This is a genomic window from Sphaerospermopsis sp. FACHB-1194 (genome assembly GCF_014696235.1).
In the GTDB taxonomy this organism is placed as follows: Bacteria; Cyanobacteriota; Cyanobacteriia; order Cyanobacteriales; family Nostocaceae; genus Sphaerospermopsis; species Sphaerospermopsis kisseleviana.
Genome location: NZ_JACJPU010000011.1, coordinates 1 through 21,731, shown reverse-complemented (window position 1 = coordinate 21,731; position 21,731 = coordinate 1). Strand labels below are relative to the sequence as shown.

16 protein-coding genes and 1 pseudogene are annotated in these 21,731 nt (G+C 38.1%); 3 read left to right on the top strand and 14 right to left on the bottom strand.

All coding sequences use genetic code 11. The features are described from left to right. Positions 1-703 precede the first annotated feature (703 nt). The 5 genes and pseudogenes from H6F45_RS08910 to H6F45_RS26990 form a co-directional block, all read right to left on the bottom strand. Positions 704-1,474, bottom strand: coding sequence for a COP23 domain-containing protein (locus H6F45_RS08910; protein WP_096569857.1), 771 nt, complete (start codon positions 1,472-1,474; stop codon positions 704-706). 122 nt (positions 1,475-1,596) lie between these two features. After that, positions 1,597-1,980, bottom strand: a complete 384-nt coding sequence (locus tag H6F45_RS08905; protein ID WP_096569859.1) for a DUF4346 domain-containing protein — start codon at positions 1,978-1,980, stop codon at positions 1,597-1,599. A gap of 75 nt (positions 1,981-2,055) precedes the next feature. Next, positions 2,056-3,237 (bottom strand): GNAT family N-acetyltransferase, encoded by a 1,182-nt coding sequence (locus H6F45_RS08900; protein WP_137667649.1) that lies wholly within the window; start codon positions 3,235-3,237, stop codon positions 2,056-2,058. A gap of 219 nt (positions 3,238-3,456) precedes the next feature. Continuing rightward, positions 3,457-3,687 (bottom strand): annotated as a pseudogene (locus H6F45_RS26475) (dihydrofolate reductase family protein); the annotation flags it as partial. Positions 3,688-3,801: 114 nt separating this feature from the next. Then, positions 3,802-3,927: a hypothetical protein gene (locus H6F45_RS26990; protein ID WP_277876971.1), complete on the bottom strand. Its 126-nt coding sequence runs from the start codon at positions 3,925-3,927 to the stop codon at positions 3,802-3,804. A 42-nt stretch (positions 3,928-3,969) separates the two neighbouring features. Between H6F45_RS26990 and H6F45_RS08895 the strand changes: the two genes are divergently transcribed. Further along, on the top strand, positions 3,970-5,901 hold the full coding sequence (locus H6F45_RS08895) for an ATP-binding protein (RefSeq protein WP_190346982.1): 1,932 nt from the start codon (positions 3,970-3,972) through the stop codon (positions 5,899-5,901). A 794-nt stretch (positions 5,902-6,695) separates the two neighbouring features. After that, the gene (locus H6F45_RS08890; protein WP_190346981.1) at positions 6,696-9,752 is read left to right on the top strand and encodes a substrate-binding domain-containing protein; all 3,057 of its coding nucleotides are present in this window, start codon (positions 6,696-6,698) and stop codon (positions 9,750-9,752) included. Between the two features lie 68 nt (positions 9,753-9,820). Here the strand turns inward: H6F45_RS08890 and H6F45_RS08885 are convergent, their stop codons facing one another. Both H6F45_RS08885 and H6F45_RS08880 read right to left on the bottom strand, forming a co-directional pair. Then, a complete protein-coding gene (locus H6F45_RS08885) occupies positions 9,821-10,456 on the bottom strand; it encodes a nucleotidyltransferase family protein (RefSeq protein ID WP_096569867.1) in 636 nt (211 codons plus the stop codon). 43 nt (positions 10,457-10,499) lie between these two features. Further along, positions 10,500-11,654 carry an XdhC/CoxI family protein gene (locus tag H6F45_RS08880; RefSeq protein ID WP_190346980.1) on the bottom strand — a complete coding sequence of 385 codons (1,155 nt, stop codon included), beginning with the start codon at positions 11,652-11,654 and terminating at the stop codon, positions 10,500-10,502. Between the two features lie 475 nt (positions 11,655-12,129). Here H6F45_RS08880 and H6F45_RS08875 point away from each other — a divergent pair, with 475 nt between their 5' ends. Further along, the gene (locus H6F45_RS08875; protein WP_190346979.1) at positions 12,130-13,584 is read left to right on the top strand and encodes an NAD(P)/FAD-dependent oxidoreductase; all 1,455 of its coding nucleotides are present in this window, start codon (positions 12,130-12,132) and stop codon (positions 13,582-13,584) included. Here H6F45_RS08875 and H6F45_RS08870 read toward each other — a convergent pair. The 7 genes from H6F45_RS08870 to H6F45_RS08840 form a co-directional block, all read right to left on the bottom strand. Next, positions 13,581-13,787, bottom strand: a complete 207-nt coding sequence (locus H6F45_RS08870; RefSeq protein WP_190346978.1) for a DUF29 family protein — start codon at positions 13,785-13,787, stop codon at positions 13,581-13,583. The genes H6F45_RS08875 and H6F45_RS08870 overlap by 4 nt on opposite strands. A gap of 166 nt (positions 13,788-13,953) precedes the next feature. Continuing rightward, positions 13,954-14,283, bottom strand: coding sequence for a DUF29 domain-containing protein (locus tag H6F45_RS08865; protein ID WP_190346977.1), 330 nt, complete (start codon positions 14,281-14,283; stop codon positions 13,954-13,956). A 335-nt stretch (positions 14,284-14,618) separates the two neighbouring features. Next, the gene (locus H6F45_RS08860; protein WP_190346976.1) at positions 14,619-16,418 is read right to left on the bottom strand and encodes a bifunctional serine/threonine-protein kinase/formylglycine-generating enzyme family protein; all 1,800 of its coding nucleotides are present in this window, start codon (positions 16,416-16,418) and stop codon (positions 14,619-14,621) included. A 452-nt stretch (positions 16,419-16,870) separates the two neighbouring features. Continuing rightward, entirely contained in the window at positions 16,871-19,000 is a 2,130-nt protein-coding gene (locus H6F45_RS08855; protein WP_190346975.1) for a xanthine dehydrogenase family protein molybdopterin-binding subunit, read from the bottom strand. Between the two features lie 2 nt (positions 19,001-19,002). After that, complete coding sequence (locus tag H6F45_RS08850) at positions 19,003-19,995, bottom strand: xanthine dehydrogenase family protein subunit M (RefSeq protein WP_190346974.1); 993 nt, start codon at positions 19,993-19,995, stop codon at positions 19,003-19,005. Next, entirely contained in the window at positions 19,992-20,711 is a 720-nt protein-coding gene (locus H6F45_RS08845; protein ID WP_096569883.1) for a 2Fe-2S iron-sulfur cluster-binding protein, read from the bottom strand. Before H6F45_RS08845 ends, H6F45_RS08850 begins: the two co-directional genes overlap by 4 nt. Positions 20,712-20,863: 152 nt before the next feature. Then, the coding region (locus H6F45_RS08840) for an RNA-guided endonuclease TnpB family protein (protein WP_190346973.1) at positions 20,864-21,731 on the bottom strand (868 nt) is incomplete at its 5' end.

The following is a 21,731-nucleotide window of genomic DNA, read 5'->3' as shown; positions in this document are numbered from 1 at the left end:
TACGACTATATATAATAAATTGAGATATTTTGTTTATATAACTAAATTATATTCACGTTTCTTTTACAAAGGAAGGTAGGAAGCGAAAATCCATTTTTTTAAACGTTATTGTATACACCCTATCAAAAAATAGCAGTAACATTTAAGGTCATAATCGCCATTTTTAGGCTCAAAAAGTGCAAACTGTTAAAGTATAGTAATTTAAGTTTCTCTGTGTCTAAATTTGCAAAATTTTATGATTTTTGCATATTTAAGTGTCACTTAATAAACCTCTGGAGAAAATGAATTTAGGGACAATTCATGAATTGTCCCTAGAACGGGTTGCAAATCATGCACATTGAATTACCAACAGATGTATATAGCGTTTGCTGAATAAACCTAAAACCTTGATATATCAAAGGTTAGAGGCTGATAAACACAGAAATTAGTGCAAGGGTTTTGAAGGGTATACCGGAAAAAGTGTGCATTTTTTGGGATTTCAAGAGATGGCAAAGAAATTTTCCAATCTCCTCCTGACTCCTGACTCCTGACTCCTGACTCCTATGCCCTCACAGAAAGACTTTCTCAGCAACCCCTATATAGCGTTTCCCAGTCTCATGAGGTACACCCTAATTTATTTACTGTTCCCAATTCCCAATTCCCAATTCCCTAAGATAAAAAACTCTGTACCTCACTAGCTTGGTAAATGCTATAATGATATTGATCAACGGAATAAACGAGGATTTAAGATGGTCTGTTTTTGTGGTTGAGATGGACTACCAATTGATACTCCATTTCGTAATTGTGTAGCTGTACCACCATCTTCAGGAGCTAAAAAAGGTTTTAAATTAATGCCATTGTTTGAAGAATTAACAGTATTTTTATCTCCTAAAAGTCTACGTCCTAAATTGTACAGTTCGTTGACTCCTCCTGGATGACGATTAGTGTAGGTGTTAACGGCTATAGTTTGCTGTCCGTTGTCTGCGGTAGTTAAGTTGCTGAAGATACTACTGCGGATAGCGTAGGGGTCTTTATTTCGTGGTACTGTCAGAACAATGCGACAACCGGGGTTAGCTTCGGTGGTGACACAAATAATATTTTCGTTATTTTCTCTGGCTATTTGCAGTTCTTGTAGTCCATCTGGACGGTATAATTCTAAGCGTTGGGCGATCGCCTGACAACGATTTTGCGGATTCCAACCACCTCCTAATGCTTGAGGTGCAGCCCAAGCAAAAAATTGACCGGGTTGGCTTTGGGGTTGATACATTACCGTATATCTACCATTGTAAGATTGACAGCTAAATCTGGTGCTAGTATTAACGGGGGTGGAAGTGGGTATATTGGTGGATGAACCTGATGGTACTGTTGTTGTTGAGCCTGATGGTACAGTGGGAACAACAATACTATCAGTTTGAGCGAAGGCCACGGAGTTACCGATCAATAAGGATAAACTCAAACCACTGAAAAATAAATACCGCAGCGGTTGTGATGACATAACTTTACCTCTACAAATACTGATATTTTCCTTGACGCAGAATTTGATATTTAGTTCATCTGAGGGCTTAATTTTTTGATCAGTGATCAGAATAACTGATCACTGATAACTAATAACTGTCCTTAATCTTGCACGTATTCCTGACCTGTCACTAAAGCAACTTCAGCGCGAACAAATTCCCTTCCCAAATAAGCAGCATGGTCAAAGAAAGTTACAGGACAGGGTTGAGTTTCTTCAAAAATTTTCACACACAATTCTTTGGCAGTGCGGCCGCTAAATACGGTTGTGTGAGTTCTTTCTACCTTACCCCGTGCCGGAATCACCTTACCAGTTTCTGGATCTACAGCCAAACCACGTTCATCAATTATATTTGTAAAATGTTTGGCATAAATTAACCGTTCATTGCGGTCAATGTAAATAATGAAATAGCCACTGGGATCAAGATCAATATGACGTTGGGAAAGCTTATCATCAATTGCGGTTAAATCATCAAGTATTAAATCCATAGTCATGCTAAAAAAAGAAATTATTTCCAGAGTTTTTTACATTACAATTCCAGTGTAATTCTTTAACCAGATTTTTTAACGATTATTTTGACTAAAAGGTAACTCTGCATTGATCGCCTTCATTTCCTCCTCTTCCATTTGATTCACTTCTAGAATATAAGGACGTAAGATTTGTCCTAAACGATTATTGTAAAATCGGTGTAGACTGTGATTAGGTTTAGCTGGAAAACCGCGCCGTTTCTTATGTCTTCCCCCCGCACCGGGATCAAAAGTTTGGATACCGTGAGCGATCGCCCACTCAATCGGTGCATAATAACAAGCATCAAAATGTAAGCAATCTATTTCTTGAAAACTGCCCCAGTAGCGACCATATAGTTTATCATCCTTGAATAAACAAAATGACATCCCCACAGGTTGACGCTGGTTTTCATCGTTATAAGCAGCGAAAAATACCACCCGATGACGATAATTATGATATAAACTTTCAAAAAATCCCTTGGTCAGATACTTACTACCCCACCAACCAAACTTATCACAGGTATCCGCATAAAATTCATACATTAACGGAAACAGCGACTTAGGAATTTCTTCACCAGTGACAGCTTGCAGTCGTAAACCAGCCTTTTCTACCGCCTTGCGTTCTCTTTTAATATTCCGCCTTTGGTTAGCATTGAATACTTTTAAATAATCATCAAAACCTTGAAAATCAGCATTTTCCCAAATATAGCTATGGTGTAACCAAGCCGTGAAACCTTGTTTTTCCAACACAGGCCGCCATTGGGGATCAACATACAGAAAATGACAGCCAGAAATATTATTTTGGATGCAAAAAGCATCAATTTCGTGTACCATCATTGCCGTAATTTCTGCTTCATTTTCACCAGGAGAAATTAAAAAGCGATAGCCTTCAGCCGGGGTAAATGGCGACATTCCCAACATTTTGGGGTAATACTCTACACCAATACGATAAGCTAAATCAGCCCATTGATGATCAAAAACAAATTCCCCTTGACTATGCCCTTTAAGATAAAGTGGAGCAGCAGCAATTAATGTTCTATCTCGCCATAAAGTCAGGTGATTTGGCAACCAACCAGCGTTAGCTGTAGCACTATGGGAGGTTTCCATATTATTCAACCAATCCCATTCTAAAAACGGAGTTTTTAGTGGCATAGCCAAAGCATCCCAGGCTGTTTGAGGAACTTCGGCAATTTTATGAGTCCAAACTACAGAATAGTTAGATTTGAGTGGTTTTACCATCGTGTGGTTGTGAATATCTATTTTGATTACAGCAGGAGGCAGGAGTTATTTATTTTGGATTTTGGATTTTGGATTGTTTTTGTTAACTCCAATCTAAAATCTAAAATCTAAAATTTTCTTCCCCAATCCCCAGTCACCATTTCCCTGTTCCCTGTTCCCTCTCCTAACTATAAAATGTATTTTGTATAACTTACTTAATCATCCTTATGATCCTTGCTAAAAATTCGCCCCTGCTGTAGTTGTCAGTAACCAGGGTTGAACTGGTTGTGGAAAGAATTTAATATCCGGATTCAGGTTTCCAGAACTTGAAAGCACTATATGAATCGGCTAGAGAGATTTATTTTCTGTTTTTCTCTGTTGCAGCAGTGTTGGATGGGAGACAGTAAGTGTTGTACCGTAGGCACAAAGAGTACCCGCACCAAATAAAACGGCATCTGAGGTTGAGTTTTGGAGCGTGGTGGAAAAACTTAACCGTCCTTGAGGCAATTGATAATCAAATTTTTATCACCTTATTGAAAAAATTGGGTTTAAAACCGAACTTTGTCCCGCTACGCTCATGCCTTTTCAGGCGAAAAATTGTTGCAGCGGGGTATAAATTCCCATGACAAAAACCGCCTCCTGACTTCTGCCTTCTGTTCCATGCCTCCTATCTTCGTTCAAAAATGTCTCATTTATCCCATCTGATGACATATTTTTATTCTTGTGGTTTGCAGATACGGAGTGAGACAAGCGATGGCTAAGTACCGTCAATCCTCTTTTAGACGAATTTTAGTAACCAGGATATTGCTGGTATTTGTCCCAGTTTTATTAATTGGGGAAATGGCAGCACTCAATAAGGCACGTTCTAGCCTCTTGAACACTGCACGACAAAACTTAACGGACAGTGCTATTAATAAAGGTGAAAAAATAACTGACGCGATCGCCACATTAAAGACAAATTTACTCAGTGCTAGTCAGACAAAAGTAATTCAGTCAGGTTCAGCTACTCAAGCTGAAAAATTCATCACCAAATTAGCCCAGCAATTACCGAATAAGATTGATTGTATTCAACTCAAACATCTGCAAAAAAACGCTCGCAAAAATCAAATTATTGCTAGTAGCTGTGGTGATCAGACCATTATTGAACAGCCATTGTCATTTACAAATGATGAAATCCAAATTACATTAATTTCCCCACCAAAACCAGGAACAACTGGCAAACGTGAGCCAGAAAATCAATTACAATTGCTTTTATCAGCCCCAGTTTATAACCAACGAGGAAATTTAGCTTACGCCTTAATTATCAAAACTACATTGCACCGACAAATTGAAAATAAGCAAGGTTCTTTAATCGGTTCTTTGGTAGTCATTGCTGAAGATGGGAATATTTTGGCACATCCATTACCGGAAACAATAGGAACTAATATTAAAAAATACTCAGATTCTCAACAAATACAAAGTGTAATTAAAAATGCCATTAAGGGAAATAATGATTCCCTAAATTTTAATTTTAGCGACGGTAATGAATCAGTTGCAGGGTATACAGCAATTCCTAATCCCATTACACAACAGCAACAACAAAAATGGATTATTTTAGCTGTCGTTAGTGTTCAAGATGCACTGCTAGGTTTAGATGAAATCAAACTTATTCTTATTGTCTTAACAGTTGGTTTAATAGGTGCGAGTTTGTTAGCATCTTTCTATTTAGTACCTTATTTAGCAGGTCCTGTGGAAGAACTCAGAGACTACGCTTTAAATATTCATAGTCACCATGCCGTACAACCCATACCCCGTAACTTTAAAATCAAGGAATTTAATCAACTTGCTCAAGCATTAGATCAAATGGTAGAACGACTCAAAGCATGGGCGGAAGAATTAGAAATAGCTTGGAAAGAAGCCAAATCAGCTAATGTTGTTAAAAGTCAGTTTTTAGCCACAACTTCCCATGAATTGCGGAATCCATTGAATATTATTATTAACTGTGTGCGTTTAGTGAGAGATGGTTTATGTGATGATCGAGAAGAAGAATTAGAATTTCTCAAGCGAGCCGATGATACAGCTATTCATTTATTAGGTATTATTAATGATTTACTCGATATTTCTAAAATTGAAGCTGGCAAACTATCGGTAGTAATTGCTCCTTTAGAATTGCGTCAATTATTATTAGAAGTTATTAATTTACAATCAGTGAATATCCAACAAAAGGAACTGCAATTAAAATGTGATATAGGTAATGAAATCATTCCTGTTAAGGCAGATGAGGTTAAACTCAAACAAGTGCTAATTAATATTATTGGTAATGCGATAAAATTCACCGATAAAGGTAGCATTATTATCAGTACCAAGATTCAGCAGCAAGGTGGTAAATCTCATGTTATTGTTGCGGTTCAAGATACAGGTATAGGTATTGATCCAGACCAACAAAATAAATTATTTCGTCCCTTTGTCATGGTGGATGGAACAACTACACGCAAGTTTGAAGGTACTGGACTAGGATTAGCAATTTCCCGCAACTTAATCGAACTGATGGGGGGAAAAATTACCCTTGAGAGTTTGGGTTTGCACCAGGGTACAACTGTGAAAATTATCTTACCTTTGATTGACACATCTTTATTATCTGCCTCAGAGAAAACAGAGGAGAAAAAAGAAACTACGAAAATAGACAAATTTCTGCAAACAAAATAAATCTAGAAAAGCATATAGTAGCAAGTTAACGAAGGCAAGAGGCTGGAGTAAAACCCTGCTGCGCTAACAATAGATGTCCGAAGATGTCCTAACTAGGGTTTGCTGAAAAAGTCTTGTCGTGGAGACAGGGAACAGGGAACAGTTTCAAGAGTTGGATAGGAACGATTTTTTCTTTAAGTAGGGCTTGCTGAATAAACCCAAAATACTCGTAAATCAAAGGTTTGAGGCTGATCAGGAGGAAAGAAAGTGCAAGATTTTTGAAGGGTATACCTTAAAAACTGTGCATTTTGGGTCTGATAAATTAGAAAATCTGGGGATAACAGATAGCTAAAACTATTCCCTATTCCCTATTCCCTATTCCCTGCCTCAACGAAGGGACTTTTTCAGCAAACCCTAAGTAGGAATTAAGTGCAAGGTTTTTCAGTTACCACCTCATAAAAGCTTGCACTTTTTTAACTTCCAGCAGGCTAAGACCCTTTACCTATAATCTTTTCATGTTTATTCAGCAAAACCTAACTACTCTGTATACAGCTATAGTAGGGGTTTAGCATTGCTAAACCCCTTTCCATGAAAGCCTGAGTGATTTTGGATTTAAGCTGTGATGGGCAATATTTCCCAAAATCAACAATAATAAAAAATACTGTTATATCAACCCAGTCACACAGCAGTATAGAATTTTTTAGGTAACTGAAGTTACTGGGGATAAGGATGTATAATTAACCCGTCTCCTCTACAAAAACAGTATTTTGATAGCTGGACTGCTTGATTATTTATTTTACCTTGATAAAGTGTGTATGTGGAAACAAGAGAAAAACGATAGTATAGTCCTTCATCTTGCCTTATCACTAGCCTTAGCTACCACCCCACTGGCAGCAAATGTTTTGGTATCATTGCCTGTACTAGCAGAATCAACAACTGATGTTTCTACTTTCCCATTACCGCAAACAGTAGAAAATGCAACCAGGGTGCGGATTGATGGCTCAATGAGTTTGGTAATGATCAACCAAAGCCTGAAAGATAGTTTTGAGAAACAGTTTTCTGGCACAGAGGTAGAAATTAGAGTTAATGGTACTGATGCGGCACTCAAAGCGTTGCTAGATGGTGAAATTGATATAGCAGCGATCGCTCGTGGACTAACCCCAGCAGAAAAAGCCCAAGGTTTAGAACAAATTAGCTTATACAGAGAAAAAATTGCCATTATTGTTGGTGCAAACAATCCTTTCCAAGGTGGTTTGACTATTGAACAATTGGCCAAGATTTTTCGGGGTGAAATTACTGATTGGTCAGAACTTGGAGGCGCACCTGGTAAAATTCGCTTGATTGATCGCCCCCTAAATGGCGATATTCGTAATTCTTTTCGCAATTATCCAGTCTTTAAATCTGCTGAATTTGGGACTGGTGCTAACGCTATACAAATAGCTGAAGATAAAACTGCCCTGATTGTCAAAGAATTAGGCACTGATGGTATTAGTTATGCGAGAGATAATCAGGTATCAAAATTACCAGATGTGCGAACTCTCAAAATCCAGGGATTTACAGCCAATGAATCTAAATATCCCTTTTCCCAGCCTTTGGTTTATGTTTACAAGCAAAATCCTAGCCCGGCAGTAGCTAGTTTTTTGGGTTTTACTACCGCATCTGTAGGAAAGAAAGCGATCGCAACAGCTAGAGATGCAGAAGCATCTGCGATCGCTGCCAGTGCATTACAAAGTTTTACTTTAGAAACTGCAACCAATTCCACACCAGCGGCTCAATCTGTAGATACTGTAGATACTGTAGATACTACTGTATCCTTTGAAAATCCCAATGTAGTCAATTCTTTACGAACAGAATCTTTACCTACTACAAATAATTCCAGTAATCAGCAGTTTGTCAATCCTTTGGCAAATAGAAATGCAGAATTTTTGATTGTCTTTTCTTTATTGCCCATTGTTGGTTTAGGAGGCTTTGTTGCCTGGTGGTTAAAGAGAAAACAACAATCAGCAGAGAAAAAAATATCTTTATTAGAAACATCAAATGGTGGTGCATCAATTACCGAAACCATACTCACAATACCTGACGAATACAGCACTACTTCCCCTGTTAACCACACCACGCTCACTAACGGTACATCACAATCTCATCAAAACACCAACTCAATCATCTCCAAGCCAGAAAACAATTCCACTGTCACTGAATCAACAACCTTAACTGGTACTTTAAACATAGTAACGGCAAAATCCACAAACACAAGAACAAAGGTAACAAACCCTTTTACAGATAAAACAATTGCTCTAGATTCTGGCGAAGTGGTATGGGATACAGAAGCACCAGTAGCTGTTGTGAATACTCCCTATCCAGCAGTTACAAATATTCCAGCAGTATCATTTAATAATTTAGAATTTTCAACAGATGAGTTAAGCAGTTCTCTATTAGAATTACTAGAAGAACCAGCCGCATCATCTGCTAAAGAAGCCAGCGTTTCTCTGACAGAAGCACTTGGTATTACCGCAAATTCACCTGTGGAAAATTCCACCATTTCCCTATCACAATTATTAGATGATATCACAGAATCATCTGCTAAAGAAGCCAGCGTTTCTCTGACAGAAGCACTCGGTATTACCGCAAATTCACCTGTGGAAAATTCCACCATTTCCCTATCAGAATTATTAGATGATATCACAGAATCATCTGCTAAAGAAGCCAGCGTTTCTCTGACAGAAGCACTCGGTATTACCGCAAATTCACCTGTGGAAAATTCCACCATTTCCCTATCAGAATTATTAGATGATATCACAGAATCATCTGCTAAAGAAGCCAGCGTTTCTCTGACAGAAGCACTCGGTATTACCGCAAATTCAGAGGATGCTGATTCTCACACTTCTCTATGGGAATTATTCAGTGTTACCGCAAATTCAGAGGATGCTGATTCTCACACTTCCCTATGGGAATTGTTGCCTGTTTCGACAACAAATTCTGATCCAGAATCTAGAACTTCTCTAACTTCTCTATCAGAATTATTAGGCTTAAAACCAGAAGCAGAAGGTTCAGATTTAAGTCCAATAACAGATGAAATCAAAAAATCACTATCTGATTTATCAAATGAGTTAGAAGAAGTATTTAATACCTTTGAAAATCAAGCTGAAATCAAGGCTGATTTAGCCGCAGAAACTATTAATCATCAAGTCTGGGAAATAGAGGCAGATACAGAAAACATAGCTAGTGCTGATAATCTTCTCGAAGATTACTTATCCGATTCAAAGGCGCAAACTCACACCACAGAAATTGTTAGTTGGTCAGATATAAGTGGAGACAGTAGCATTGTTTTCACACCTCGCACTCCCCAATGGGCTTATGTTTCTTGGTATGTTGCGGAAACTCAGAAAGAAGCAGCACAAAAAATAGGGGGTACTATTTTGGCAGTGCGACTTTATGATGCGACTGATATTGATCTCAGTTATCAATTTCCTCAACTGGTCCAGCAGTATGAATGTGAGGAAGTAATATGTGATTGTTATGTAGCTATTCCCACAAGCAATCGTGACTATATGACTGAAATTGGTTATGTTACCAATAATAATGATTGGTTGTGTATAGCTCGTTCTGGTAAAATTCGTATTTTCAGTCGTCCTGGTAAAGACTTTTGGTTTGTAGCAGATACGGAATTAGTTATTCATGGTTCAACAGAACCAGGTGCAACTGTGACTATTGATGGTCATAAAATTAAACTCCACTCTGATGGTACTTTCCATTTGCGTGTTCCATTTTCAGATAAATTATTTAATTATCTGATGAAAGCTACTACTGATGATGGAGAGCAAAGTATTACTATCCTCAAGAAATTTTTCCAAGAAAGTTCAGAGTCATCCTGAACCCAGGATAGCGGAGTGAAGCATTTCAGTATGTCTTACTGACTGCTGAATGCTGACCATTTCCCAATTCAATTTTCCAGAAGTTTTTGATAATCTTGTGGTGTATCAATATCAATTGCACCTAAAGGAAAGCGAATACTAAAAACATCATTTTTATAGATTTTAATGAGTTTTCTTGCGCCCATATCCTGCGTTAAATTGGCTAATTCTGAAAAGTATTTTCTACTAAATAAAACAGGTACTCCTAATGTATCTGCATATTCACAAGCAATAATTTGTTGATTTGTAGAATGATATGATTCCACTAAATTATTAATGATTTCCGCATTTAAAAAAGGTTGATCACAAACAGTAATTACTACCGCTTCTATGGTAGGATAATTGTCTACAAGTGCAGTCATTCCCCAACAAATAGAAGCACTCATTCCTAACTGCCAATCTGGATTTTCAACTATTATAAGATTCGGTAGTTGAATTTGCTCCAGTTGAGAAAGTATACTTTCTGAATTTGCTCCTAATACTAACATTACAGGATGACAGACTGAAGCGATCGCCTGTTTTATAGTTTTGTTAACTAAACTTTCTCCTTGATAGGATAACAATTGTTTTGGTGAACCCATACGAGTTGATGCACCAGCAGCTAAAATAATAATACCAACGTTTGGTAATTGGTAATTGGTAATTGGTAATTGGTAATTGCTCATATTTATTTATAACTTCTAATTTCTATATTTTCTCAAATCTGAATTAATTATTAATCTCTATTTCCTTAATTTCATTTCTTTGATTTATTGGTTTTGTCCGATGTTTCAAAAAACCACCAGTGCGATTTTTAAGTATAGTTTGAATTTCCGCAATAATAGATAAAGCTATAGTTTCTGGTGTATCTGCACCAATATCTAAACCTACAGGAGCATAAAATTTAGCTAATTTTTCAGGGTTAAATTCTCCCATCGCTTCCTGTACATCTGTCAGTAATTTAGCAATTCTCTGTTTTGAACCCAAACAACCTAAATATTTAATATTAACTGGTATTAAAAGTTTGAGAATTGCCAAGTCATCAAAATAATTATGAGTCATTACCACAGCAAGAGAATTTGCATTCACAGATAATTGTTGAGGTAAAATATCTCGACGAGTAAGAATAATTTCATCAGCCATAATAAAACGTTCTTTACTTAATTCTAAAGCACGACAATCAAAAATTGTCACTTTCCAACCTAACGCTTTAGCAAACTCCGCTAATGGAATTGCATCACGGCCAGCACCAAAAATCATTAAATTTGGTGGTGGTTGAATCAACTCAATAAAAACACTTACCTCACCTGAAGAAAGTTGATATTTATGAAAACTAGAGGATTGATTTTTTAATACTAATTCTGCATCTTTGATTAAAGCATTATTGATCACAGGTTCAGAAATATTACTATTTACAAAACCATCAGAATTAAGTGTTAAATGCGCCCCCAAAGAAACATTAATATTACCAGAAACACTAAAAACAGAAGCAATAACACCTGGTTGTTGATGAGATAAACATTGATGAATAAAAGCTAAAGGATTCAAAGGATCATCGTGATAAATACGCTCAATTAAAATATCTACCACACCATTACAACCTAAACCAAAACCCCAAATAATATCTTCCTCAGCATTGGTATCATAAGTAATGATCTTTGCTTTTTCATCTGTCGTCATTAAGCGGGTATGTTCAATGACATCATTTTCTAAACAACCTCCGCTAATAGTTCCCATTATTTTACCTGATGATGTAATCAACATTCGCGCACCCGGTTGACGATAGGTAGAACCTTGAACATTGACAACAGTTGCCAGAAATAATTCTTCGTTATTATGTTGATTGTCTACAAATGATGTAATAATAGAATTTATCTCTTTCATATTGTTGGAGAATCCTGTGATGTTAACAAATATCATGAATATAAATTTAATATTTAGTATAACAGTTTAGTGCTAATTACTGAAGATTAAATAGGGTTTGCTGAATAAACCTAAAACCTTGATATATCAAAGGTTAGAGGCTGATAAACACAGAAATTAGTGCAAGGGTTTTGAAGGGTATACCGGAAAAAGTGTGCATTTTTGGGGATTTCAAGAGATGGCAAAGAAATTTTCAAATCTCCTCCTGACTCCTGACTCCTGACTCCTGACTCCTATGCCATCACGGAAAGACTTTCTCAGCAACCCCTAAATACAATAGACTTCTCCAGAAAAGAAATTATGGAACTTATTTATGGGGGCAGGGCGAAGCTTATGGGATATCTAGAGATGTCTGATTTTTCTGTCAAATTATCACCCATAAGCTTCGCCCCTACAACTTATGACAAATTACTAAATTCTATTTTGGAGAGGTCTAATGAATAATTCTCACAAACAAAACGTTATTATTATCGGTGGTGGTCCTGGGGGATTAGGTGCAGCGTTAATGTTAGCTAAACGAGGCTGGAAAAATATTACAGTCATTGAAAAACGACCATCAGCAGATTATTATGAACCCGATAAATCATTTAATTATCAAATTGATGGAAGAGGACAAAAACTAACAGATTTTTTAGGAATAACTGATAAACTTGCGGATTTAAGTGTTCCTAATACTGAATTTTACTTAACTGTCATTCAAAAAGACGGAATACGTAAAACCACAAAACTACCTATTGCTGATTCTAAACGCAAAACAGCTTATTGGCTACCTAGAGCAGCTTTTGTAGAATTACTTTACCAAGAAATTCAGCAAAATTGGCAAGATAAAATTCAAGTTTTATTTAAAACTGAATGTGTAGAAATTAAACCCCATTCGCAAAATTCAGAACAGTTAGAAGTTATTACCAAATCTCAAAATCAAGAACCAGTATCTTTTGTTCCTAATTTAATCTTAGGTTGTGATGGTTTAAATTCCATTGTCAGAAAAACATTGTCTGAAATATCAGGAGAATCAAATTTATTTGAAATGCAAAAATTTCCTTCTCCTAGTGCTGGGTTAAAATACAAAGTTTTGACCTTACCTCCTCAATTTCCCTTATCAGAAACAGAGGGGGATTTATCACAATCTACAATGGCTTATGCGATTCGGTCAAGTTTTAAAGAACCTAAAAAAGCAATTTCTTTAGGTTTATTACCTTTCAAAAATCCCCAACAACCCAGAACAGCGAATATTATTACCTACCCAAACCATCAAATTTGGCAATTATCAACACCAGTAGAAGTTGAGGAATTTTTTAAACAAGCATTTCCCCAACTTCCTGTAGAAAAAATCATCTCTTCTGAAGAAATTGCCAGATTTACATTTAGTGAAGGTGGTAAATTTCCTGTTCCTCAATATTGTTCAGGATTATATCAAATTTTTGGCAAACCCGAAGATAACCAAGGAACAGCAGTAATTTTATTAGGGGATGCGGTGCATTGTTTCCCCCCTGATATTGGACAAGGTGTTAATTCTGCATTGGAAGATATTTATATTTTCCAGGAAATTTTACAAGAAACTCAAGATAATCTTACTGCTGCACTTCCACGTTATCAAAACTTACGTGAACTGGATATTAAAGCTTTAATTCGTTTAGTACAAATTGGTTATCCTTGGCAGTATAATCAGGATCAAGTACAAAAAAGATTATGGAGTATTAATTTCTTTTTGCGGTTACTTTTAAATCGGTTATTTCCGTTTTTATTTTCTCCTCATTGCTTTTTATTGATTCAAAATCATGAGTTATCGTATTGGGAAATATTGCATAAAAGCAATAGAACTACTCGGAATTTATCAATTTTAGCAGGAGTGATAATATTGGGTATTTTGATGATGATAAATTATAGTTAATTCTCGTTTTTGTCTGAATCAGGAAAATAATCACTATTTAAAATTTCTTCAGGAGTAAAAGGACATTGTTCAGGAAAAGTTGCACTTGGTAAACCTGTTTTATTAATTGCTTGTCTTTTCGCTTTGAGATAAACAGCATCTAAACAACCCAAAAAATAATTATATAGTGTTTGCTGAATAAACCTAAAACCTTGATATATCAAAGGTTAGAGGCTGATAAACACAGAAATTAGTGCAAGGGTTTGGAAGGGTATACCGGAAAAAGTGTGCATTTTTTGGGATTTCAAGAGATGGCAAAGAAATTTTCAAATCTTCTCCTGACTCCTGACTCCTGACTCCTGACTCCTATGCCCTCACGGAAAGACTTTCTCAGCAACCCCTATATAGTGTTTTTGAACGACAAGAAAATTCTAACTCATCTCGGAAATTAGCAATTTCATTTTTCCAACCGCACTGACAAAATTCTCGTTCACTTTCCGAATAATAATACAGCAGAAGATGAATTAATAACTGCTTCAGGTAACTTTCTACTTTTCGTCTTTGTTCAATTCCCAAAGCTTCAATCTCTTCTGCTAAATGTTGCCAATCTAAATTTTCAATATCTTGATTTTGTATTTGTTTGAGAGTGGTTTCTATCCACAAATAATAATCTTCTTCATACAGGTTAGGTTGAATAGTTAATAATGTCTTGTTTGTCATACCTGAACCCTAAAGCAATATACAGTAATTTTAACATTTTCTGTCTGAATCTCCAGAACCCCGACTTATACCAATATTTTCTCATCAAATCATAAATTTACTACAGAAGTCGGGGATCTAAACCCTTGACAAAAATCATAACTTCTATTATCCTTATGTTATAGGTGGAAAAGAGTGCGCCCATATATAACGTATTTTCAAATTCTCAGATTCTCAAAACACAACTTCCACAAAAAACACACATCTATTTTTCTGAAAAAAAATTGATCGCCGAAGGCGATAGAAAAGGGAAAAGGAAAGAAGGGTAGAGGGCAAAAGGGCAAAAGTATAAAGTGCTACCAAGTCCACGCAGCACCACACACAACACGAAAACCGAGGAGGTTGTAGTCGAAGCCCGCATCATCAAAGTTGCGACGCGCCGAACGGCAAACACCAGGATCGCCGAACCAAGAACCACCGCGCAGCAGCTTGTGTTCGCCTAGATTAATCAATGCACTACCATCTATAGGCGCATTTATATAATTTTTCTGCCAGTCATCTTCACACCACTCCCAGACATTACCGTGCATATCATACAAACCAAAAGCATTAGGGGGAAAAGAACCTACATCAGTGGTTTGTTTTCGATATTCTCCCTTCGGTGCATCAGCGTAGGTATTGTCACCATTATAGTTTACCAAATCTGGGGTAATACTTGCACCAAAATAAAAAGGTGTAGTTGTTCCCGCTCTACAAGCATACTCCCATTGTGCTTCACTGGGCAACTTATAGTTTTTACCTGTTTTTTGGCTTAACTTTTGGCAAAATGTAACCGCATCATTCCAACTTACTGTTTCAACAGGTCGGTGTTTGGTGAGCGTGGTTGGTGAGCGAAGTCGAACCAAAGTCGAACCATTACTACCTTTGAAGTCAGATGGATTCTTTCCCATGATAGCTTGATATTGTGCTTGGGTCAAGGGATATTTACCCATAAAGAAACTGGGAACAGAAACTTGATGTTGAGGACTTTCATGATCGTATCTTCCCGCTTCATTTTCCGGTGAACCCATGATAAAAGTTCCTGCGGGTATTTCCACCATTTCCAACATCACCCCATTTCCCAAGTCTTCTACAAAATATCTTGCGGAGTGGTTGCGTCGTTGTATTATTTCTCCTTTGCGGTTGGTGGTGACAACTTCAAAGGTGAAGGTTTTGAGAAAATTATTATTTTGTTGTTGTTGTTTTGGTTGTTGTTTTGGTGTTTCTGTTTGAATGCCTAAATCAATAAACCATTCTTTGATAGACTGGGGACGTTTTCTATAGTCCAACTCCATCCCCTTGAGAATAGCATCACTTACCTGATCACTAATGTGAGGATGAGATTTTTTTGGTGGTTCAATAGCCATTTTCAAATCTAGCATAATCTTCGCATTGAGATAAGGACTAGGTAGAGGGATGAAAGGTGGTTCTTGAACCGCGATAATTACATATAATGTAGCAGCGAGGGAATAAATATCTAATGCAGGAGTGAAGTTACTGCGGTTTTCAAACTGTTCTGGTGGTGCAAAAACGGGAGTTTTCGCATTTGTTAAACTCATGCTTTCTGCAAAGTTGACTTCCCGCGCTAACCCGAAATCAATTAATATGGCTTTTTTGTCTGATTCTCGGAGTAAAATGTTGGCAGGTTTAATATCTCGATGTAAATAATTGCGACCATGAATATAATCTAGTGCAGATCCTATTTGTTGGATAATTGCTAAACCCGCACTTTCACTAAAAACACCATTTGACCATAAATATTGTTCTAAGTTTTTACCTTTAATATATTCCATTACCATACAAGGTAAACCATTTTCTTCAAATAGTTCTGGATAAACCTTGACGATGTGGGGATGATCAAAAGTCGCTAACTTTATCGCTTCGGTATTAAACTTACCTCGTTCCTCTGCTAAAAATTCTGCAAAACCTTCTGAGTTTCCACGTTTGTCTCGATAACGTTGTTGTAAAAACAAGACATTGAGACTTTTGATAGCGACTTGGGTTTTACGTTTATCATCTTTTGCAAGATAGGTGACACCAAACCCACCTTGTCCCAGGATTTCAATGATCTCATATTGTCCGCGTTTGATTTTTTGTCCTGGGGTGAAAAATGCCATCTTCCCCTCACCTGGTGATGCTATGAGTTTTTACTATATATAGTGTAGCTTTTTTTGTCTGAATCAGGATGTCCAGGATTAAAGGATTTTCAGGATGTTATTTAATGATGGTTTTTGGGAATTTGGGATTTTTTTTGTCAGAATCAGGATTTTCAGGATTAAAGGATGTAGAGGATGCGATCGCCAAATTCCCAGACTCACAGAAAAACTCTCTCAAACTCTCTTACCTTCGTGTTCTTCGTGTTCTTCGTGGTTCATTCTCTTGAAAAATCAAACTTGAGTTTTTCCCAACCCGTTATATATGGGCGCACTCTTTTCCACCCATAACATAATCCTACAACACCATAAAAATCTTGTCAAGACTCAACGACAACTTTCTGAAAAACTCCCTTCCTCCTCCTCTGCGACTCTGCGCCTCTGCGTGAGAAAAAATATTTCCCACACAAACAGCACTAAACCAACTTATCCGGTGTAATTGGTAACTCCCTTAACCGCTTACCCGTAGCATGAAAAACAGCATTAGTAATAGCCGCCGCCACACCAGTAATACCAATTTCCCCCACACCGCGCACCCCAGCCCGGTTAAAATTCAAATCAGGTTCACCCACAAAAGTCACATCAATTCTGGGAATATCTGCATGGGTGGGATAATGATAAGTAGCCAGATCATAAACCACCGGATAACCGATATTCGGATCAAACAAGCACTCCTCCATTAAAGCATGACCAATACCCATAATTACACCCCCACGGATCTGAGAAGCGGCAGTTTTAGCATTCATCACCTGTCCGATATTCATCACCGACACCCAGCGCGTCACCTGTAAACGCCCGATCTCCTCATCCACACTCACCTCACAAAAATGAGCGCCCCAAGACTGAAAAGCCCATTTATTAGCCGCTTCACTACCAGCAGAAGTACCCGTAGCTTCAAAAGCAGCCCGTTGAGACTGACGCAGACTTGCAAACGCTTCCTGGGCATTTTTAGCTTGGGCAGTTTTCAGCACTTCCTCACAAGCTGTCATCACCGCCGGTATCAAATTTGCCGTCATTTGCGAACCACCAGCAATACCACCATTAGGAAACAACGAGTCACCTAATTCTACCTTCACCTTTTCCACCGGTAGCCCCAAAAACTCAGCCGCCGTACCCGCCACAATGGTATATGCACCAGTACCCATATCATTACCACTGGTGAGAACATGGGCAGTACCATCAGCTAAAAGCCTGACTTTTACCGTTGCTGTACTTTGTAAACCCGGAAAAGTTGCAGCAGCCATACCCCAGCCTATCAATTTACCATCACGGTTGAGCGATCGCACTTTTTTCGGTCTATTTTGCCAACCAAACTTTTCTGCACCCACTCGCAAACATTGGGCAAAATGTTTAGCAGAGAAAGGTAAACCCCGACTTTGATGTTCTTTAGTTTCATTCCTTAACCGTAATTCTACCGGATCTATCCCCAATTCCCAAGCTAACTCATCCATAGCCGACTCTAAAGCATACATACCGGGGGTTTCTCCGGGCGCACGCATAAAAGTCGGTGTCCCCACATTTAACACTCCCAATAATTGCTGAGTTCGCAAATTTGGAGTAGCATACATCACAGGAGTTATATTTGTACAAGGTTCAGTAAAAACATCAACCGTAGAAGTAAAAGATTTGGCTGTATGTTCAATGCCCTGTAAACTCCCATCAGCATTAGCAGCTAAACTCACTGTTTGCTCGGTTTGCGAACGGTGTCCAGCATTTGCTGTCATTTGTCGTCTGCTGAGAACCACTTTGAGCGGACGTTGCAATTTACGTGCTGCTGCTGCACAAAGAATACCATGCGGCCAAGGAAAAGCTTTAGAACCAAAACCACCACCCAAAAAAGGCGTAATAATTCTTACCTGCTCTGGTGCTAGTCCGAACAGTTCTGAATAGGTGCGTTGACTACCCCCTACCCACTGGGTTGGTTCATAAATAGTCAGTGAACTGGAATTTTGCCACTGGGCGATAATGGCATGAGGTTCCATTGGTGCGTGCAGTTCCGTGGAAGTTTTGTAGGTGGCTGTAATTTTAGCTGCTGCACCTGTCATTGCGTCTGTAGAATTACTAGTAGCAAAGCTCCCTTTTTCCAATTTCATCTCTCCCCCAAACATGGAAGGAGCATTTTTCAAGGAGACTTTTTCCGGGTCTAAACTCGGTGTATCTTTGATATATTCAACTTTGACTAAATGGGCTGCGTCTCTAGCTCTTTCAAAGGTATCCGCTACTACCAAACCTATTATTTGTCCTGCGTAATGAATTTGCTCATCTGCTAAGGGTAGGCGAGCTTCGTAAATTTTAGAATTGATAAAATTGTTACTAGGTTTAGAAATTTGCGGGGCGTTTTTATGGGTAAAAACCGCTATCACACCCTTTGCTTTTGCTGCTGCTTGGATATCAATATTTTTGATCCGTCCTTTGGCAATACTAGCAGTGACTAAATAACCATGCACTAAGTTGGGTATTTGATGTTCTGCGGCGTAGGTTGCAGCACCTGTCACCTTTGCTAGTCCATCTTTGCGGTTAATGCCTGTTCCTATAACCTTATTCATAACTATACTATACCTCCACCTTGAGCCGAAACCATGAGAGCGCGACGAATTGCCCGTTTTGTCATGTCTATTTTGTAACCGTTGTGAGCTAAAGGTTTTGCTCCTTGTAAGGCGATATTTGCAGCTTGGGTAAATGTGGTAATATCCGCAGGTTTACCGATTAAAAACTTTTCTGCTTCGTTAGCACGCCAAGGTTTATGTGCGACTCCACCCATTGCTAAACGGACATCTTTTATTTTGTCACCCGCAACTTCTAAAGCTGCTGCCACTGATATTAAAGCAAAAGAGTAGGAAGTGCGATCGCGCAGTTTTAAATAAACTCCTGATTTCGCCCAGGATAAAGGCGGTAAAATAATGGCGGTGATTAATTCCCCCGCTTCTAAATTACTATCTTTTTGGGGTGTGTTTTCTGGTAAACGATGAAAATTCACAAAAGGTATTTGTCGTTTACCTTTGGGTCCTTCCACTTCCACCACCGCATCTAAAGCGGCCAAAGCTACACACATATCTGAAGGATGCACAGCTACACATTCTTCACTTGCACCGAGAATAGCGTGCATCCGGTTTATCCCCGTTGCTGCTGGACAACCGCTTCCCGGTTCACGTTTATTACAAGCAAAAGCAGTATCGTAATAATAAGGACAGCGAGTTCTTTGTAAAAGATTACCCCCCACAGTAGCCACGTTGCGGATTTGTTGCGATGCACCAGAAAGAATTGCTCTGGATAAAAAAGGATAATTGCGGCGAATTTCCGGATGATCAGCTAATGCTGTATTTGTTACCAAAGCTCCCACCCGCCAACCATTAGTCATCCTTTCTATACTTTGCATCTGCAAGCGAGAAATGTCTATCAGTTGGGATGGTTCATCTAGAAAGGCTTTGAGGCGATCAACTACATTTGTTCCCCCACCAATAAACAGGGAATTTTTATCACTTGTTGCTCGTTGAACGGCATCTTTTACAGAGGTAGCGCGAGTATAGGTAAAGTTATTCATGATGCTTGCACCTCCTGAGATTCACTGACCATAATATGGGCGTTGGGAGAGGGGGGTTTTTGTCCTGTTACCTGTTGTACTGCGGCGACAATGCCGTTGTAAGCACTACACCGACAAAGATTACCACTTAATCTTTCTTTGATTTCCGCTTCTGAAAGTTCTGCTAATTGCGGTGGTTTGTTTAAATCAGCCGTAACAGCACTTCCACAACCGCGTTTTACTTCTTCCACAAGAGCCACAGAGGCGCAAATTTGTCCTGGGGTGCAGTAACCACATTGAAAACCGTCATTTTCAATAAAAGCTGTTTGCATGGGATGGAGAGTATCACCCTTTCCTAGTCCTTCTATGGTGACTATTTCCTTTCCTTCCTGCATCACTGCCAAAGACAAACAAGAATAAACTCGTTGTCCATCTATAAGAACTGTACAAGCTCCACACTGTCCATGATCACAGCCTTTTTTACTACCTACCAATCCCATATTTTCCCGGAGAGTATCCAGGAGGGTAACACGGGGTTCAATGGTTAAAGATTCTGCCTTTCCATTGATTTTGAGTGTGATATTCATTTCACCTGTGCTTGCTTGGGTAGTCTCTTTAGCTACATTAGTCTGGTTGAGTATTGCAGGTGCAGCTATGACTGTACCAGCTGTTGTTAATGCCTTGCCCAAAAAACCACGACGGGAGGTTTTTCCAGGTTGATGCTGAGGTTTTTCCATGATTATAACGGTATGCAGTTGAATGAGATACAAAACTGTTCATGAAATTCATACACTACGAGATTTTTAACTGCTATATAAAACCTAGACAAAACTAGACTTTACTTTCTACTTCAACGGGAGCATGGGAGCAGTTATCCCTCGGTAGACTTTCACGCTTTAGCCAAACGCGATAAATTAATTGCAGCGTTTAGATCCCTATCTATCTCAAAACCACAGTTCTCACAGCAATAAATTCTTTCGGATAAAGAAAGATTTTCTTTTTTATGCCCACATCGAGAACAGGTTTTACTTGATGGATAAAATCTATCAGCAATTATAATTTCACAACCAAACTTTTTAGCTTTATATTCTAGCTGACGCTTAAACTCATGAAACCCACAATCAGCTATTGCTTGGGCTAATTTATGGTTTGATAACATCCCTGAAACATTCAAATCTTCTACTACTATCTTCGCGTGGTTTTTGCATAAGTAAGTAGTGATTTTGTGAAGAGTATCTTTTCTCAGGTTTGCTATTCTCGCATGATGTCTAGCTAGTTTAATTTTGGCTTTATGCTTATTGCTTGAACATGAAGCCTTTTTAGAGTAGATATTAGATAATCTTTGCAGTTTAGCTAAGTTCTGTTTGTAGTGTTTAGGATTAGCAAAAGTAATACCAGTGCTAAGAATAGCTAGTTCCTTTACTCCCAAATCAACACCAACAGCATCATGTTTTTTAATAGTTGGTCGACATTCTTGTTCATAAGAAAAAGCTATGTACCAGCTATCAGCAGTCCTAGAAATAGTAATACTTTTGCAGGTGGTATGAGGTAATCCTTCATAAGTTTTTACCCATCCAATTGTTGGTAGTTTTATTGATGTGCCACCTACAGGAATTGGTTTACCACCATTATCAATTGTAAAACTATCATTTTTCCCTTTCTTTTTGAAGTTGGGATATTTAGACTGTCCTTTAAAAAATCTCTGGAAAGCCTCACCTAAACTATCAAAGGCGTATTGAGTGATTTTCTGACAAATA